Here is a 17701-nt window from a genome sequence, read left to right on the forward strand (position 1 = left end):
CTCGAAATCATCGAAAAATGCTAATTAAAAATGCTATTTTAGGATATCCGAGGCAACCAGCCATAAAAATCTAGCCCGCCCGGTTATCGTTTACCAGCAGCAAATATTCTTCTCGGCCACTATGAATCAACACCTGCATCACAGACCGGGTCGGGTCTACTTCAATATATCGATCTGCCTCAATATCCTTGGCATCCCATTGATTGAGCCGAACAATGTAGCCGATTCGCTGTACATCAAGGGCCACCTGAATACGCGCTACCGCACGACCATCCTCCAGATCGCGCAATTCTACATGTCCGTCCCGGCATCCAGTTCCCCATACCCATACATTCCAGCCGGAATACTGCCGATCTGCACGCTCATAGATCAGTTCAATCGTGCGAAAAGAAGCCGTTTCGCCTGTTGCGATTTCCTGATCCTTTTCCTCATCCGAACCTTCCGCTCCATTCTCCACTTTCCCGGTATCCTGATCCTGTTCAGTTAAAAAGGAAACTTGAGCAGGTTCCTCCTGATCATACAGCACCATCATCGACCAGCGCGAAACAATCACACGATGGCCTGCAACTTCATATCGTATCTCGTTTCCGGCCCCATGTGCATCCACGACAACATGCCAGCGGTCCGATTCTGCAGGCAGCAATACCGTTTGCTCCGTATCCGAACCGTTATAAATGACCACAATATGATTCCATACGTCGCCGTTAGCATGATGCCTCAGCGCAAAAGCTACCACATTTCCGCTGCTTTGCAGCACCTCCATATGCTGCTCTACCAGCTCACGATGATCCATCCGAAACGCCGGGTGACTGCGTCGCAAAGCGATTAACCCTTGATAGTAGTCAAAAACCGGGCGAAACCTCGCTTTGTTAGCCCAACGTATGGCATTCACCGCATCCACGCTGCGATAGCTGTTATGATCCCCATATTTGGAGCGCAGCAGTTCATCACCTGCATGGATAAAAGGAATGCCCTGAGAGGTCAGCACTATGCCGTTTGCAAGCAAGGATTTTCGTACGGTTTCATCCTCCAGCAAATCTTTTTCATCCAGCTCCCGATATGGATCTGCTTCCGCCACAGCTTGCTCGGCTGTTCTCCCATCGCGCGGCTTCCCCTGCTCCCATTGCGGAAAACCACAGTGCTCACGTAAACCTCTTACCGTTAAAATTTTATCCCACAGATTGAGATTATCATGCGCAGTTACATAATTAATGCTCTCCGAAGGGTGGGCTGTAAAATCATGAATAGCGCCAAAGGCGCCTTTAAGCACCTGTTCCTCCTGATTCCATGCCCCCGTAGCAAAGCCGCTCCCGGTACCGTCGCTGTCACCCTTTATAGCAGAGCGGTAGTTGTCGTTAAAAACAGCAAAGCCCTTGTCTCGCTGCGTTCCTTTTAACGTTAGCAAAGGCTGCGGGGACTCTCCCCCCGTCCAAGGCTCACCATAGATCAGTAGATCGGGACGCACCTCAGAGCGCAGCTCTTGTGTAAGCTGCTCCACGGTCGGTGTATCCATCAGCCCCATCAAATCAAACCGGAAGCCGTCTATATGATATTCCTTAGCCCAATAGCGCAGTGAATCCTTGATATACTTGCGCACCATCGGGCGTTCGGTTGCCACCTCATTACCTACACCCGATCCGTTGGTAAGCTGTCCCTGCTCATCTGTTCGGTAATAATAACCGGGTACGACAGGCTCAAACGGTCCCTTTTCCACCGAATACGTATGGTTGTACACGACGTCCAGAATGACACCGATGCCAGCAGTGTGCAGAGACTGCACCAGTTGCTTCAGCTCTCGTATACGTGCTTCCGGGTCGGCCGAATTCGAAGAATACGATCCCTCCGGTACATTATAGTGCTGCGGATCATAGCCCCAGTTATATCCGGTTTTGAATTCCGCCAAATCATTCACCGTATGGAAATCAGCCACTGGGAGCAAATGAACATGTGTAATGCCCAGCTCCTGCAAATGATCCAGCCCGATGGAGTTACCCGCCGTATCCTTTAAACCCGAATACGTAAAGGCCGCAAACTTCCCCTGTACAGCAGACGTGTCTTTTTCACCCGTATTAAAATGTGTATCCATTGAAAAATCGCGCACATGAAGCTCATAGATCACGGCATCAGTAGCCCGCTCCAGTGTAGGCCCCGTGTCCTCTTCCCATCCGTCCGGGTTGGTTGGCGCCAAATCAAGGATCACCGTACGCTGACCGTTGGCTGACACCGCTGTCGCATAAGGATCGACGGCATAATGAACGGTGCTGTCCGCCCACTCCAGCCTGTACATGTAATAATATCTATTCCAGTTGCCTTCCAGTGCTACGGACCATACACCTCGATCATCACGGCTCATCGGAAATTCCCGGCCGCCGCCATGCTCGGGAACGATCCCTTCCTGATCGTACATCCCCGCGTCGTCATACAGCGCTACATGAACCTGCTGCGCAGTCGGCGCCCATACTTTAAACAGACTGCGCGCAGATGTATAAGTCAGACCCAAATCATAGCCTTCATATGTTGGATACGTTGTGTGCTCAAGCTGTTTGAAATCAGACATTCCTGTTCACCACCCATTTCTGTACATCGGCTTCCAGCCTCTGTTCATCCATCATTTATGATGTTAATGACTTGTCAATATACCTCAGGCTTTTGAAAAATTCTCACCTCATAGGCTATCAAAATATGACAAGCTTGAAAAGTCGGATGATTTTCAATACGGATGCTGCTTCCACTTCACACGCACACTCCATTTTATGACAAAACCATGAACAGGCTACAGCATCAGCCCTCAGGATAATCTGCGATTGTCCATTTGGAAAATATCATCGGCAATCCGCATGGTGGAGCTTCGGTGCGAAACAAGGACAATGGTTTTGTCCTCCTGCTGTTCCATTAACGATTTTAAAATAATCGCTTCATTCAGGCTGTCCAAATTGCTGGTAGGCTCGTCCAGCAATAAGAGAGGCGCATCATGGACAAAGGCTCTGGCCAGTCCCAACCGTTGACGCTCGCCACCGGACAGCCTGTCCCCCAATTCTCCGACGCGGCTGTCATACCCTTGTGGCAAGGTCATGATAAAATCATGCACCGATGCCTTGCGAGCTGCTTGCACAACCTGCTCGTGCGTTGCATCAGGCTTTCCGATTTTGATATTGGCTGCAATCGTATCATCAAACAGGAACGTATTCTGATCGACATAGCTTTGCAACCCTCTTAAATGCCAGGTCCCTATTTCCTTCAAATCTTGTCCTGACAGCAAAATTTTGCCCTGCTGCGGGTCCCTGAATCGCATCAGCAGCTTAAGCAGCGTTGACTTGCCAGAGCCGCTTTTCCCCTGAATGCCCGTAATCCGCTTGTGCGGTATCGTGAGACTTACGTCATTCAGCACGGTTTCACCACCGTAGGCGAAAGTAACCCTGTCCACTTGTGCTCCAGTAAAAGCAACGCTTTTTCCGTGAACATTTTCCTCTACCTCAGGTGTCTCCTCCAGCAGGCTCAGCACTCGTTCCCCGCTCGCCAGCGTTTGAAGCAGATTGTTGGACAGATTACTGAGCGCGACCACCGGGCCAAATGAACTGAACAAAGCAATGACAGAAACCAGCATACCCGTAAAGCTAACCTGTCCTTTGGACATGCCGTACAATCCCGCCAGCAGCATCAGGAAGGAAAATCCCACTACAGCAGCATCTGTCAACGCTCTTGTGATGCCTTCATGCTGCTTCAAGCCCTTCTGCTTGGCATCCAGTTGATCCGTTCGACGGTTAATCTCCGCCAGCCGTTGTTCCCCGCGCCCGAATTGCACAATTTCCTTCATACCACGTAAGCTGTCCAGAAAATAACTGCTCAGCTTGCCGAAGCTGCTCCGATATTCCATCCCCTGACGCCTGCCCATACGCGACGTTAACAGTGGAATGAACAGCCCCACCGTTATGTAAGCAAGCGCAGCCAACCAACCTAATCCAGGCTCATAGGAGCCCATAAAAAATACCATGAGCAGCGAAGTCATGATGCCGATCATAACCGGCGCTATCGTATGCGCATAAAATACTTCCAGCAGTTCAATGTCACTTGTAATCAGCGAGATCAGATTTCCCTTGTCCTTGCCTTCGAGCTTGGCTGGGGCCAATCTGCGCAAGACTAGAAGCACCTTGTCACGCAGCACAGCCAGCAGCTTGAATGCCAGATAATGACCACTCATTTGCTCGCCATAACGAAATACACCGCGCAATACAGCACAAGCCACGATGGCTGTCAGCAAAAACGTCATGCTATAGCCTGTGGTGATGCCCGTTGCTGTCAGCAGAGCAAGAGCTCCGTAGACAATAATGCCGATAGCACAAACAAAACCAAGCACCCCGGTAATGATCGTTATAAGCAGCACAGGTAAAAGGGGCCCGGCCAATAACAATAATTGGGCCATGATCCGTAATCCGTGTCTACGCATATACAGCACCCCCTTTGACAAATTGTTCTACCCGGTGTTGACTGAGGTACATCTCCGCATAATGTCCCTGCTGACTCAAAAGCTCCTGATGCGTGCCGGATTCTGCCAAAAGACCTTTTTGCAGCACATAGATGCGGTCAGATTGGACAACGTTTTCCAGTCTGTGGGAGATCAGAATCACTGTTTTTTGGCCCGCCAGCGCATGAATAACCTCCATAATACCTTCCTCACTCTCACTGTCGATGTTAGAGGTAGCCTCGTCAAAAATGTACACACTGCTGTCATGCAGCAGCGCTCTGGCCAGTGCTAGGCGCTGGCGTTGTCCTCCCGACAGATTCGCTCCTTGCTCCTCCAGCTCCAGTTCCAGCCCTCCTTGTGAGAGAATGAAGTCATACAGCTTTACCTCACGCAAGGCTTCCAGCATTTGTTCCTCGTCTGCGTGCTCATTGCCCATTCTTAAATTAGCTTCAACCGTACCTTTGAAAATATAGCTGTTGAAGCCGATCCAGGTCATATGACGCATGCGGCTTTCTTCCGAAATGTCGGTAAGCTCGGTTCCTCCCACGGTCAGGCTTCCTCGATAGTCCTCATGATGGCCAACGATCAATCCGGCTACCGTACTTTTACCAGAGCCCGATTCTCCAACAATTGAAACGAAGCTGCCCTGAGGGATATCCATGGATATATTTCGCAAGGTATCTCTTTCGTCGTAGGCAAAACTCACTTGCTCCAGTCGAATATCCGTATTTTCTATGCTTTCTTTTCCTTGGACAAGGTCCTCCGTGCTCAGCATTTGAAATATTTTGTCACTTGCTGCCATTCCGTTCATGGCGATGTGAAAATAAGAACCCAGCAAACGCAGCGGAATGAAAAACTCTGCCGACAGCAGCACAATAATCAGCGCTCCCGCCAAGCCAATATGGCCCGAACCATATTCGCTCACCGCAACCAGTACGCCCGCAGCGGCACCGCCATATGCGATAAGATCCATGACGGCTACGGAATTTAGCTGCATGGTCAGCACTTTCATCGTCATTTTGCGAAAATCCTCAGCGGCTGTATTCATTTCCTGATGCTTCTCCTGGTCTGTACCATACATTTTGAGCGTTGTCAGACCCTGTACATTTTCCAAAAAGCTGTGACCCAAATTGACATAGCTGCCCCAATATTTTCGAAACAGCTTTTTAGCCATCCGCATAATGACAATGATCGACACCGGAATCAGGGGTACGCAGATCAACAGAATAACAGCAGCCTTGAAGCTGATAAAAGATAGGGTGATGAACAATGTGACGGGGGCTAGCAGACTGTAAAATAACTGAGGCATGTATCTGCCAAAATAAGTCTCAAGCTGCTCTACTCCTTCTACAGCAACCTGAATAACCCCCGAGGTGGATGTATGATCCGTATACGAGGGTCCCAGCTTCAGCAGCTTGCCATAAATTTGCGAGCGCAGCGTTTTTTTAGCATTCACCGAAGCCCGATAGGACAACATGCTTGCCGCATAATTACTGAGGCATCGAACTGCAATCGCAGCAAAAACAATAACCGTCGCCGATAAAACCAACTGACGAGTCACTTGTCCGGTCCATGCCTGCTGCAGAACATAAGACATGGACAACACAGCAGCTATACTGCCTAAAAGACCGATCCACTGCACCAGCACACCCAATACGATATATTTTCGAGAATGTTCTACCAGACCGAGCAGACGGCTGTCGACCATTTTAGATTTTTTTTTTGGCGCAGAAGCAGATTCGGATGGAGCCTGATTGTCCACCGAAGAACCCCTCACGGTCCCGATTCGGAATATAAAGTAATAGTATTTAAACAGAATAACCATAACGATCAGCGTTTTGGCCCACACGGTCGGGGTGAAAATAAAGCCCATAATCAGCATGGTTGACGCTACGCCCAATGATATGATTTTCGTAGACAACTTCAATGATCTTGTTTGGACAAAGCTTTCCAGATGCTTATGGTATAAAGAGGTGTTCGAAAACCATTGGTGAAGCCTTTCAGACCCCCGCATAAAGAAAAAAGCCGCCAGCAGCAAAAACGGCGTAGTCGGCAGCAATGGCACCACCACACCAATAACTCCAAGCGCCAAAAATAGAAACCCTAAGGTAACATATATCGGTTTCACTATAATCCTCCCTAATAAAATAAGATAATAAATATCATTTTATAGATAATGATAATCATTATCAATATAAGATAATTCGGGCAGGTTGTTATGTGATTTAAGTCACGCGCATTAAAAAATCCTCCTGAAGTACATCCCTACAGAAACACTTTCGTGTTGATGCAGATGTTTTTAGTCTTCAAGAGGATTATCAAAAATATGACGCGTTATTTCGTTGTTTTATGAATTTATAATATCATATTGCTCCAAAACCTGCCGGTGTAGCGGGTGGTCTGCAGGTATGGATGTATAACGTGTCAGCGCCACACCCAGTCCTTCGCTGCGGATGACCTGCTGAAGCTCAGCCGCCTCGGGATCTTCCGCAATATCAAATTTACAGGCAGCAGCCATTCCTAACGCCAGATGATCCGTCGGGATGCCATACTCCTGTGCTTGCAGCGCGGGACGTACAAGACGGTCATTGGGAGACAGCTTGCGCAATGGTGAACGTCCGACACGAGTAACCTCGTCTGTCAGATTAGGATTGCGGAAGCGATCCAAAATTTTGGAGATATACTTCTTATGCTCCCCTTGATCCAAACCGAAGCGCTTTACAAGCACCGCCCCTGTTTCCTCCAATGTTCCTTGTATCGAATCCACCACCTTGCCGTCCTTCATGGCCTCCTGAATCGTAGCATAACCTGCTATATAACCCAGATAAGCCGCCACGCAATGCCCTGTATTCACCGTGAACAGCTTGCGTTCAATGTAAGGCTCCAAATCCTGCACATAAAGGATGCCTTCGATCTCTTTATGGTCAGGAGCCATTTGCGAACGATCCACAACCCACTCGTAAAAGGGCTCTACCTGCACATGCAACGGGTCCTCATGATGCTGGATCGGCACAATCCGGTCTACAGCAGCATTGGGGAAATACACCGAAACCTCTGCCTTGGCACGGGTCGCCTCATCCAGCAGTGCAAAAACATGCTCTTTCAGTTGGGCGCTACCCCCGATTGCATTTTCACAGGCGATCACATGTAGCGGCCCTGCCCCTCGTTCTACCCGCCGCTTGATTCCCTCCGCGATACCTGCTGCAATATGCCTGAGGATGCTGACGCCCACTGCGGTCGTTACCAGATCAGCGTGATCTACCGCATCCGCTACAGCCACTGCATCTTTGCCGTCAATCGCCGTTACATTCGTGACCGTCTCCGTGTCCTTTGTATCATTGGCTAACTCTACCGTGTATTGTTTACGACGGCGCAACTCGGATACAAGGGTATCGTTGACATCCGAAAATACAACCTCATAGCCTGCTCGCGACAGAATCAATCCGATAAAGCCGCGACCGATATTTCCTGCTCCAAAGTGGACGGCTCTCATAGTTCCATCTCACTTTCAAACAAATCAATAATTTCCTGAGGGGTCACCGCGTTACGAAGTTTGTCCATGTTTTCTTCCTCCGCACATACCATAGCGATCCCCGTCAGAATCTCCATATGATCGCCGCCTTGTGCTGCGATGCCAATCACCATATATGCTTTTTCTTCCCCAAAATCTACACCTTGCGGGAACTGAATGATCGAGATTCCTGTCGATTGAATTAACGCTTTGGATTCCTTTGTGCCATGTGGAATAGCCAACCCATTCCCGATATAAGTGGACACGATCTCCTCGCGTTCAAGCATCTTGTCAATGTACTCACTTGTAATATGTCCCGCATCCAGCAGAATCTGTCCAGCCATGCGTATCGCCTCATATTTGTCTTTGGCGGTTGCGTTCATTTTTACTTTATCTATCGTCATAATGCTCACGGTAGGTTCCTCCCTGTTCCTAATTTACTGTGAAAAAATTCAGCCAGCTCACTCGATATATAATTGGCAATATGCTCCCGGCTACCGCGCTCCAGTAGCGTAACCATCTCTTCCTGCAAAAGTAATGCACTAATCTCGCTCAATACCTCCAGGCTTTCTCTCGGCAGCTCACGAGGTCCCAACATCAGCAGCACGCATTCTACCTGTTCGCCTGTATCCGTCAGCAGCGGCTCTGTCAGCTTATACAAGGTAAGTGAAGGCTGGCGAATATAGTGGCTGCGCGTATGAACTAAAGCAATCGAGGTATCAGGGATAACCTGACTACCTTGGCGCTCTCTTTCCATGAGTTGTGCAGCAACGGCAGAAGGCTCTGTGACATTTCCCCGCCCCGCCTCCAGCATGCATATGGCCTGTACGGTAGCCTGCATATCCATCCCCTGATTTTCAAGCGGATATACTTGAAATTGCTGTACAATGTGTACAATTTCCTCAAGACTTTTCCGCAGCCCGGTAAGCCACTCCATGTCCTGACCGGGCTGAATATCCTGTTCCTGCTGATGGTCATTGGGATGCTTGAGTGTAATATGCTGGATAAAGTTACGCAGGCGGTCACTCTCCTCCTGCGTCAGCAGCGGGCTGATCTTGAGATATCGATCCGGTTCAAGCTGCAGCTCCACTGTCGAAATGATCAGATCATAATCCTCCTTCGGAATTCGCGCCGCCTCGAACCAAGACGCCCTATCTACAATTTTGATCTGTGGAAGCTCCTTGGCGAGCCTTGTTGCCAGAAGTCTGGATGATCCAATGCCGCTTGTGCAGACAACGATGGCCCGTACCTCTCGCCGGAATTGTCGCAGCCGTTCCAGCGAAGCGCCGAAATGCATGACGAGAAATCCGATCTCTTCATCTGGTACTTCCATGTCTGTCATGTCTGCGGCAGCCTTTTTCACCGAGTCGAACAAGCTGCCGTAATCCTTGCGGATTTGCTGAAGGAGGGGGTTGCGGATCGACTTGCCTTCCTTCAAACGTTTGAGTACCGGAGCCATATGGGCAATCAGCCCTTCACGTAGAACGCGATCCTCTGCCAATGGCGTGTCTGTCTCTTCCTCCACACGGCAAATCAACTCATGAACGGTCTCCAGCAGTACGAGATCATCCAGCGGCAGCAGCCGGGTGGAATGATCCTCGGCATCACGAAACAACAGCCTGAAATAAGATCGTTCCGGCTCTGGAAACTCAATATCCAGCGCCTCTGACAATTCCGTGCATATGCGTTCCACCATGGCCGCGCGCAGCATGATATTCTCGTCCGAATCTGTTTTCGAATACGAGAGACGATGATCCACAACATACCCGAGTCGCAGACGTGCTAGCGAAACACAAATTTGAATCAGCAGCTCCATATATTTGCTTTCCACCATGTTTTCCAGCCATTGATCATGGGGCTGCCAGAGAGTATTTTCCACGGTCAGCAGATTCTCTCTGCCAATCATCTCCAACAATTTGTCGGCGACATGTGTCACAGGACGAAGCTCCTCCCGACTGGAAAACAAATCTGATTCATCCAAATATTCGAGAGCCAGCTCGGAAATCGCCCGTCTTTTGTCCATCTCCCGGCCTGTAATCTCGACACCGTATCCGCGTCTGCGCACAAGCACGAGTCCCCGTTCCCCGATCCAGCCTTGCAATTCGTCCAGATCATGGCTGACAGTAGTGACCGTGACCTTCAAATCAGAAGCCAGCGCCAGCAGCTTGATCGGCTCCTGTGCATCCAGCAGCATACAAAGAACCACGATCTTTCTTTCCTCAGCCGAATATTCGTCCGACTTCGTATGCATCAATTGCTCCCGCAGGCTTGCAAGCTGAGCCGGGTTGGCATCCACATAGATACCGATGCCTGATTTTTTCTCCAGCTTTACCTCATGAGCCGCCAGCCAATGCTCGACTGCGCCGAGTTCACGGTGAACTGTCCTTGTGCTGACATTGATCTTCTCGGCAATTTCCCCGGCCGTAACCTCTTGGGACTGCTCCAAAAGATATTCCACGATGTCAGATTGTCGTTTCGTAATATTCATAAGCGCATACCGTTCCTTCCCAAGCTCTCATCCCTTCAGCAGGAAATACAAACTGTACACAGACGACCTGACTTTACGGGAATTAAGAATCGGATTTCAGACGTTCCACCAGCGCTTCGTACTCAGGACTTTTCAGGAAATTGTCAATGGAAATGTGCTCAGCATTCGGGGCTACCGTTTTAGCCCGTTCTGTCAACGTTTTTTGCGTAATAACAATATCCGCGTCCTGTGGAATTTCACTGATTGCCGTGTTCGTTACCGTAACGTCCACACCCGCCTGCTTCATTTTTTTGCGTAAAATCGAGGCGCCCATAGCGCTTGAACCCATACCTGCATCACAGGAAAAGACGATCTTGTTAACTTCTGATTTATCCTTCAGCATTCGATCTGCGGCAATCTCGGCAGCACGATCAGATTCGCGGTTATCTTCCGTTACAGCGGCGTTAGCGCTTGCACCCCTGCTTTGATTTTTCATATCTTTCATGCGGGATGCAGCTTCCTCCAGCCCCTCTTCTTTTTGCTTACCTGTCTTGAGAAGTACTGCTGCAACAGCAAAGGCTACGACCGCACCAGCTATCACACCGCTCAGCATCGGCAAATATCCGCCTTTTGGTGTCATCAGGAAATAAGCGATGATACTCCCCGGTGAAGGAGCAGCAACCAGTCCGGCACCTGTCAACATGAAGCAGAAGGTTCCTACAACGCCCCCTGCTATAGCAGCAAGAATCAGAATCGGCTTCATCAAAATGTAAGGGAAATAAATTTCATGAATCCCGCCGAAAAAATGAATGATGACTGCACCAGGAGCCGACGACTTCGCAGAGCCTTTACCGAACAGACAGTATGCCAGCAAAATACCAAGCCCCGGCCCAGGGTTGGATTCAAGCATGAACAAAACGGATTTGCCTGTTCTTGCAGCTTCCTCCAGCGCAATTGGACTCAATACTCCGTGATTCAGTGCGTTGTTTAGAAATAATACTTTTCCGGGCTCAATAATGAGGTTGACGAGCGGCAAAAGCCCTGCGTTCACGAGGAACTGTACCCCTGCTGACAACACTTGGCTGATAATTTGTACAAACGGGCCAATTGCCACATGGGCAAGCAGTGCTAGAATGGCACCGATAATCCCGGCCGAGAAATTATTGACCAGCATTTCAAAGCCTGATCTGACTTTGCCTTCAATAGCCTTGTCGAACTTCTTCAATACCCATGCAGCGAGCGGACCTGCTACCATCGCGCCCAGGAACATCGGGATGTCTGCTCCCACAATGACACCCATCGTCATAATGGCCCCGATCACACCTCCGCGCTGTCCGTGAATCATCGTGCCACCTGTGTAACCAATCAGCAGTGGCAGCAAATAATTTTTCATCGGATCAACCAGTTGGGCAAAACCCTCGTTCGGGAACCATCCGGTTGGAATAAAGAGTGCCGTGATCAACCCCCACGCGATAAAGGCTCCCATATTGGGCATAACCATACCGCTGAGAAAACGGCCAAAACGCTGTACGGCGACGCGAGCGCCTCCATTTGAATTGGACTTTGCGTCCACTGTGCTCATATTCATATCCTCCTTGTTGGTAATAGCAACACTACCTTTTCTCAAGATTCATACTAAATGACAGCGTTATCTTCATCAACGAAATGAAAACGTACTTTCGTCATGAACGTTGATGACAACATTTAAATTTAAATTAACGATAAGGTATTTTACCCTGCATAATTCTTCTTAATATGGCCTGTAACTATAGAAATTAGTCGGAAATCCATACTGTCATTTGTACTACTCTTACAAGGAGACAAGCCTCTTAATAGAAGAAAACACACGTAATTACGTCTGCCCAAAAAACAACAAAAAGTGGGGCTTATCTGATTGTCCCATTTCTATAGTTTCCCTATTGAAATTTCTTCTTTTTTCTGCTTGGAAATATAAACTATAAAATTGAATATTAATACATTAATGTATTCACTTTTCATTTTGTCAACCGATAAAAATAATAGGAGAACTCTTTTTTCCTGAAATGAAGAGAAAGGGGGTGCATTGACAACGCTCAAAGAGCATGGCTTATAAAGACCATGAACAGAAAAAGGATTTGCAAAACAAAATGAGGGTTACACAGAAAGGAGAAAAAAATGAAGAAGAAACATGTGACAAGAAAAACAAGAAAAGAGCGTGCGCTTGCAGCAGGAGTGAGTGCCTTGGCCATGACACTGGCATTTACCGGGGGGCTGTCTCTGCATACGCAGAGCGTATCGGCTCAAAGTGAGCCGGAAGTAGAAATGGTTGCCGATTCACTTAGCGAGAGCCGAAATGTGGTAGAAGCAACTTACGCGGTAGAAACAGCCTACGCGGTACAAGCAGCCTACTCTGTACGCGGTGTTCATAATGATGCGGAAGTGATTTCCAGATCAAATGCCAATGTATACGAATCGGAGCATTTTCAGTTCCTATGGGGCAACGGCGGGGAATCTAAAAAAGTAACCAAGGCTTTCCTGGAGGGAAATGCAAAGATTTTGGAGGATAACTGGGATTTATTCATAAATAAGCTTAAAATGACACCGCCTACCCGTTCGACTCATGAGTGGATACGCGATAATAAAGATTACAAGGTCAACGTGGTCATTCTGGGAACCGGGCTTCATCTCTACGAGGGGGGATGGGCTTTTGCCGGACTTGACTCAGAGGGGTATCCATATTTGATGTGCACTCCGGATGCCATGAGTCCCAGAGTGCAGCCAGGTTTGCCAGTCCCTCATGAATTTGGACATGTAGTACAATTTGCCCAAGGAAACAACAGCTGGAGAGGAAATGATTACCTTGGCCCTTGGAGCGAAGCGGTGGGCAACTGGTTCCGCGAGGAATACACGTCCAGTGATGCTTATAAACAACAGTCAGGTACGGAGGGAGCAACCGACTTTTCCGCTCTATATTTACGCGCAAGCACGTTGACCGCCGTAAATGGGCGGGCATATTACGAAGCCTGGCCGCTCCTGAAATACCTTGAGGAAAATCCAGATGGCTTACCGGGTTACGGATCGGGTTTTGTCGCAAAGCTGCTGCAGTCCGGGAAACCGGAAAACCCAACGGAGTCCATCTATGAGGTGATCCAAAGAATTAATCCTCAAGTAAAGGTGCAAGAGATGATTGGCCGATTTGCCAGCAGAATGGCTACTTTTGATTTCCGTAATCAGAAGCTCTACAAACGCAATGTCGAGAACATGCTCAGGTACGGAGAGCTATATTGGCAGCAGTATTATACGATGATGCTTAAAGTGGATGGAAGTGATAATGTCTATACCATTCCTTCTGAGCGTGCCCCTCAGGCTACCGGCTACAACATCATCCCGCTTGATGCAAAGATTCCTGCAAACGCTTCCTCCACCACAGTACGAGTCAAATTGGATGGCTTGGCTAAAGCAAACGGTGCTGGCTGGCAAGCATATCTTATCGTTGAAAATAAGAATGGAAAAAGCCGGTACAGCCGTTCTTTCGGTAACGGGGAATCCGTCCAGGAAGAAGTCTTTAACGGGGAAAAAGCTTATTTGAGCGTAGCGGCAACCCCTACGTTGGAAAGCATGCAAAAAACCAAAATAGGTATTGGAAGCTGGCAAAGAAAGTTCTCCGAAAAAAATATTCCGTTTGAATCCAAACCGCAATATCCTTATCAAGTCACCTTGGAAAATGCTGAACCGCAAATGCGCAAGGTTGAAGAAAGTACCGGCATCAGGGGGCATGTACACAGAAATGGCGGAGGTTTCGTAGCCGACACCGCTCGGGTCGATGATAGTGTCTATGTGGCTAAGAATGCCAAGGTTCTTGACAGTGCAACCGTGACCGGGAATGTCCGCATTGAAGATTTTGCTGTGGTGCGCGGTGCCGCAAGAGTAAGCGGCTCAGCCAAGATTACAGACTATGCGCTGGTGCGTGGAAGCGCCCAGATCGGCGAATCCGCTACCCTAAGCGGGTATGCGATTGCAGACGGTTCTGCAAAAATAACAGGTCATAGTCATGTAGGGGATCAAGCCGTTGTTACTGAACAAGCAGAAGTTTCGGAATATGGACAGGTGGTTGAAAGCGCTTTAGTTAAGGGGTATTATACGGTGAGCGGTCATGCCATAGTTAAGGGGCTTTCGATTGGTCACGGTGGGGCCAGCAAGCGAGAACATGGAGGAGCCACCGGACAGGCCGTTACTTACGGCGATTTCTTCGATGATATGGGATATACCATAAGTAGCGGTTCCTTTGCAGGCTATGAAAGTTTGGAGGCATCTGTGAAAAATTTCAGGGACGGTTATGCCCGATCAGACGGCAAGGGCGGCTATATGCGCTAAAATGGCCAGTCCGCAGACTAGAGTTTAAACGCCGGATACCGGCATGAACAAAACGAAAAATATGTGATATAAAATGACCTCATCCTCCACTTGACACTTTACTGTGGAATATGAGGTCATTTTTGGCTATTCAACACAGCAACTTACAAATTTCAGATCGAAACGTCATAATTCGACACGATATGACTTTATTATTACCCTTCGGCAGTCAATCTCTCGTACTCATCCGCAGACAATAGCTTGCCCAGAGCTTCCTCCACATCGTTGCTGATCTCGACCTCGATCATCCAGCCTTTTTCATAGGGAGACTCGTTCACCAGCTCAGGCGTAGTTTCCAACGTTTCATTCACCCTTAATATGATTCCCGTCACCGGAGCAAACAAATCGGATACCGTCTTCACCGATTCAATCGTACCAACCTCCGCTCCTTGTTCAATTGCTGCTCCCTCCTCAGGCAACTCCACAAAAACAATGTCACCCAGTTGGTGCTGTGCAAAATCTGTAATACCGATTCGAACCTTTCCATCCTCTATACGCTCAACCCATTCATGCTCCTCCGTATACCAAAGCTGCTGTTTCACTTCGCTCATCCTGCTTCCGCCTCACTTCCAAGGGAATGTAATTGCTTCTGCCCACCTATACTAGACAGGTTAAGATTATGACAACAAGAATACCTATGTCAATAATACTAACAAAAATACTTCATATCACTGTAAAAAGCGTTGTAAACCAAAATATGACAAGGTATAACAAACGCTTACATATCCTTATTTATGTATTAAATGTTTTTTAGATTGATTTTCATGACATTTTTATTGACATTTTGAATGAATTTGCGTATTAATGGGTTATAGCCAATGCTTGTGGAAACACCCCGACAACTGCAAACGCGGATGAACGCGGAGGGAGAGACTGCCAGGATTCGCATAGCTATTATCGCTTGTAAGACAGTGCTGTGAGACAGAGGCACATGCGAATCGGAGCAAGTTTTGTTGCTGGCATAACCCGGTAACAGTATTTGTTTCCAAAGGTAGCGCCGAAGGAGTAAACCTGCACGGCAGGTGAATCTCTCAGGCAAAAGGACCTCTGCCGGACGCATCTCTGGAGAGCATTCGCGATGAAGCGGATCACCCAAGAGGAAACCTGGTACACACCGGGGTAACTTTCAGGTATCAAGGACAGAGCTGAAAAAAGAGTATAGACCGCCGTCTATACGTTTTTTTCGGCCTGTCTTTTTTGTTTAGCCGATAATACCGGATAGGAGTGGAAAAATGACTAACTTGCGCAAAACGCCGCTGTATTCTTCTTACGGGACGCTGCCCGGAGTCCGTTGCATTGACTTTGGAGGCTGGGAGCTCCCTGTGCAGTTTAGCGGCATTCAAAAGGAGCATGAGGCCGTCCGCCAACATGCGGGATTATTCGATGTATCGCATATGGGCGAGTTTTTGGTTGAAGGCAAAGAAGCCCAAGCTTTTCTGCAACAGGTAACGACGAACGATGTCAGCCAGTTGGAACCGGGTCAGGCCCAGTACTCGCTCTTGTGTTACCCTGATGGTGGTGTGGTGGATGACCTGCTTGTGTACTGCAAAGGACCGGAGCGCTACATGCTTGTTGTCAATGCCTCCAACATCGACAAGGATTGGGATTGGCTTATGCGCCACGTGCCTGCATCCGTTCATCTCGAAAATGTGTCGGATGCCATAGCATTGCTGGCGTTGCAAGGCCCGGAAGCAGCGCGTATTATGGCAGCCGTGACAGATACGGATATAACCAATCTGGTCTCCTTCCGATTCCGTGAGAACGTGCAGCTGTTCGGAGTGAAAGCACTCGTCTCCCGCACCGGATATACAGGTGAAGATGGTTTTGAAATGTATATACCTGCAGCGGAAGCAGCGGCTGTATGGGAAGGATTGCTTCGCGCAGGTGAGTCGTATGGTCTGATTCCCGCCGGGCTTGGTGCCCGGGATACGCTGCGCTTTGAGGCACGGCTGCCCTTGTACGGACAAGAGCTATCTGCCACGATTTCACCGCTTGAGGCTGGCTTGGGCTTTTTCGTTAAGCTGGGCAAGGGAGATTTTATCGGCAGAGAAGCGCTGCAGCGCCAGAAGGAGCAAGGTATTCCCCGCAAGCTGATCGGACTGGAATTGCTGGATCGCGGTATCCCGCGCGCCCATTACCCGGTATTCGCGGAAGGACAGCAAATCGGTGAGGTTACAACGGGAACCCAATCGCCAACCTTAAAACGCAATCTGGGTCTGGCCTTGGTGGACAGCCGGTTTAGCGCCCTATCCACACCGCTGGAGGTCGAGATCCGTGGCAAACGCCTGCGCGCCGAGGTGGTAGCAGCGCCTTTTTATAAACGTTCACGCTGATCCTAGACTCTTTTCATTTCTATAAAGCGAACAAGGAGATATGGACTTCTGGATTTTCCAGTTCACGATTATGTATTAGCCAATTTACGACTTTACATTTTGCTTTTCGAAAGGAGCCAGAACCTATGAAGCAGCATCGCTATCTGCCCATGACCGAACAGGACCAAACCGAAATGCTGCGTGTGGTCGGCGTATCGTCCATTGACGATTTATTTAGTGATATTCCAGCAGAAATCCGATATCAGGGCGAGCTGCCCATGTCCTCTCGACTGGACGAAAGAGCCTTAACCCGCCATCTGGCCGAGCTGGCCGGGCATAATGCCAACACAGACACACATGTCAGCTTTCTTGGTGCAGGGATTTATGATCATCATATTCCGTCCGTCATTCAGCACATCACTTCGCGCTCGGAATTTTACACCGCCTACACTCCCTATCAGCCAGAGGTAAGCCAGGGCGAGCTGCAAGCCATATTCGAATTTCAATCGTATATTTGCGAATTAACAGGCATGGCTGTAGCCAATGCCAGCATGTAT

General features: G+C 48.8%; 10 protein-coding genes, 1 pseudogene and 2 riboswitches. Of the genes and pseudogenes, 3 read left to right on the top strand and 8 right to left on the bottom strand.

The window, feature by feature from the left end:
• Positions 1-70 precede the first annotated feature (70 nt).
• From pulA to WG8_RS17680, 7 genes are all read right to left on the bottom strand, one after another.
• The gene (pulA, locus tag WG8_RS17650) at positions 71-2557 is read right to left on the bottom strand and encodes a type I pullulanase (protein WP_007431583.1); all 2487 of its coding nucleotides are present in this window, start codon (positions 2555-2557) and stop codon (positions 71-73) included.
• Positions 2558-2788: 231 nt separating this feature from the next.
• Positions 2789-4444, bottom strand: a complete 1656-nt coding sequence (locus WG8_RS17655) for an amino acid ABC transporter ATP-binding/permease protein (protein ID WP_007431584.1) — start codon at positions 4442-4444, stop codon at positions 2789-2791.
• Positions 4437-6590 carry a DUF454 family protein gene (locus WG8_RS17660; protein WP_007431585.1) on the bottom strand — a complete coding sequence of 718 codons (2154 nt, stop codon included), beginning with the start codon at positions 6588-6590 and terminating at the stop codon, positions 4437-4439. The genes WG8_RS17655 and WG8_RS17660 overlap by 8 nt, the downstream gene beginning before the upstream one ends.
• 219 nt (positions 6591-6809) lie before the next feature.
• Positions 6810-7955, bottom strand: coding sequence for a mannitol-1-phosphate 5-dehydrogenase (locus tag WG8_RS17665; RefSeq protein ID WP_007431586.1), 1146 nt, complete (start codon positions 7953-7955; stop codon positions 6810-6812).
• A complete protein-coding gene (locus WG8_RS17670) occupies positions 7952-8386 on the bottom strand; it encodes a PTS sugar transporter subunit IIA (protein ID WP_007431587.1) in 435 nt (144 codons plus the stop codon). The genes WG8_RS17665 and WG8_RS17670 overlap by 4 nt, the downstream gene beginning before the upstream one ends.
• Positions 8383-10461 carry a BglG family transcription antiterminator gene (locus tag WG8_RS17675; protein WP_007431588.1) on the bottom strand — a complete coding sequence of 693 codons (2079 nt, stop codon included), beginning with the start codon at positions 10459-10461 and terminating at the stop codon, positions 8383-8385. The genes WG8_RS17670 and WG8_RS17675 overlap by 4 nt, the downstream gene beginning before the upstream one ends.
• A gap of 82 nt (positions 10462-10543) precedes the next feature.
• A complete protein-coding gene (locus WG8_RS17680) occupies positions 10544-12022 on the bottom strand; it encodes a PTS mannitol transporter subunit IICB (protein ID WP_007431589.1) in 1479 nt (492 codons plus the stop codon).
• Positions 12023-12594: 572 nt separating this feature from the next.
• Between WG8_RS17680 and WG8_RS17685 the strand changes: the two genes are divergently transcribed.
• Complete coding sequence (locus tag WG8_RS17685; RefSeq protein WP_007431590.1) at positions 12595-14793, top strand: DUF6055 domain-containing protein; 2199 nt, start codon at positions 12595-12597, stop codon at positions 14791-14793.
• A gap of 194 nt (positions 14794-14987) precedes the next feature.
• On the opposite strand, the gene gcvH is transcribed toward WG8_RS17685, so the two are convergent.
• The gene (gene gcvH, locus WG8_RS17690; protein ID WP_007431591.1) at positions 14988-15383 is read right to left on the bottom strand and encodes a glycine cleavage system protein GcvH; all 396 of its coding nucleotides are present in this window, start codon (positions 15381-15383) and stop codon (positions 14988-14990) included.
• 303 nt (positions 15384-15686) lie between these two features.
• A riboswitch (glycine riboswitch) is annotated at positions 15687-15889 on the top strand.
• Positions 15890-15985, top strand: a riboswitch (glycine riboswitch).
• A 79-nt stretch (positions 15986-16064) separates the two neighbouring features.
• Between gcvH and gcvT the strand changes: the two genes are divergently transcribed.
• Positions 16065-17165, top strand: coding sequence for a glycine cleavage system aminomethyltransferase GcvT (gene gcvT, locus WG8_RS17695; protein ID WP_007431592.1), 1101 nt, complete (start codon positions 16065-16067; stop codon positions 17163-17165).
• Positions 17166-17290: 125 nt separating this feature from the next.
• Positions 17291-17701 (top strand): annotated as a pseudogene (locus WG8_RS28715) (glycine dehydrogenase); the annotation flags it as partial.

The organism is Paenibacillus sp. Aloe-11 (genome assembly GCF_000245715.1).
Lineage (GTDB): Bacteria > Bacillota > Bacilli > Paenibacillales > Paenibacillaceae > Paenibacillus > Paenibacillus kribbensis.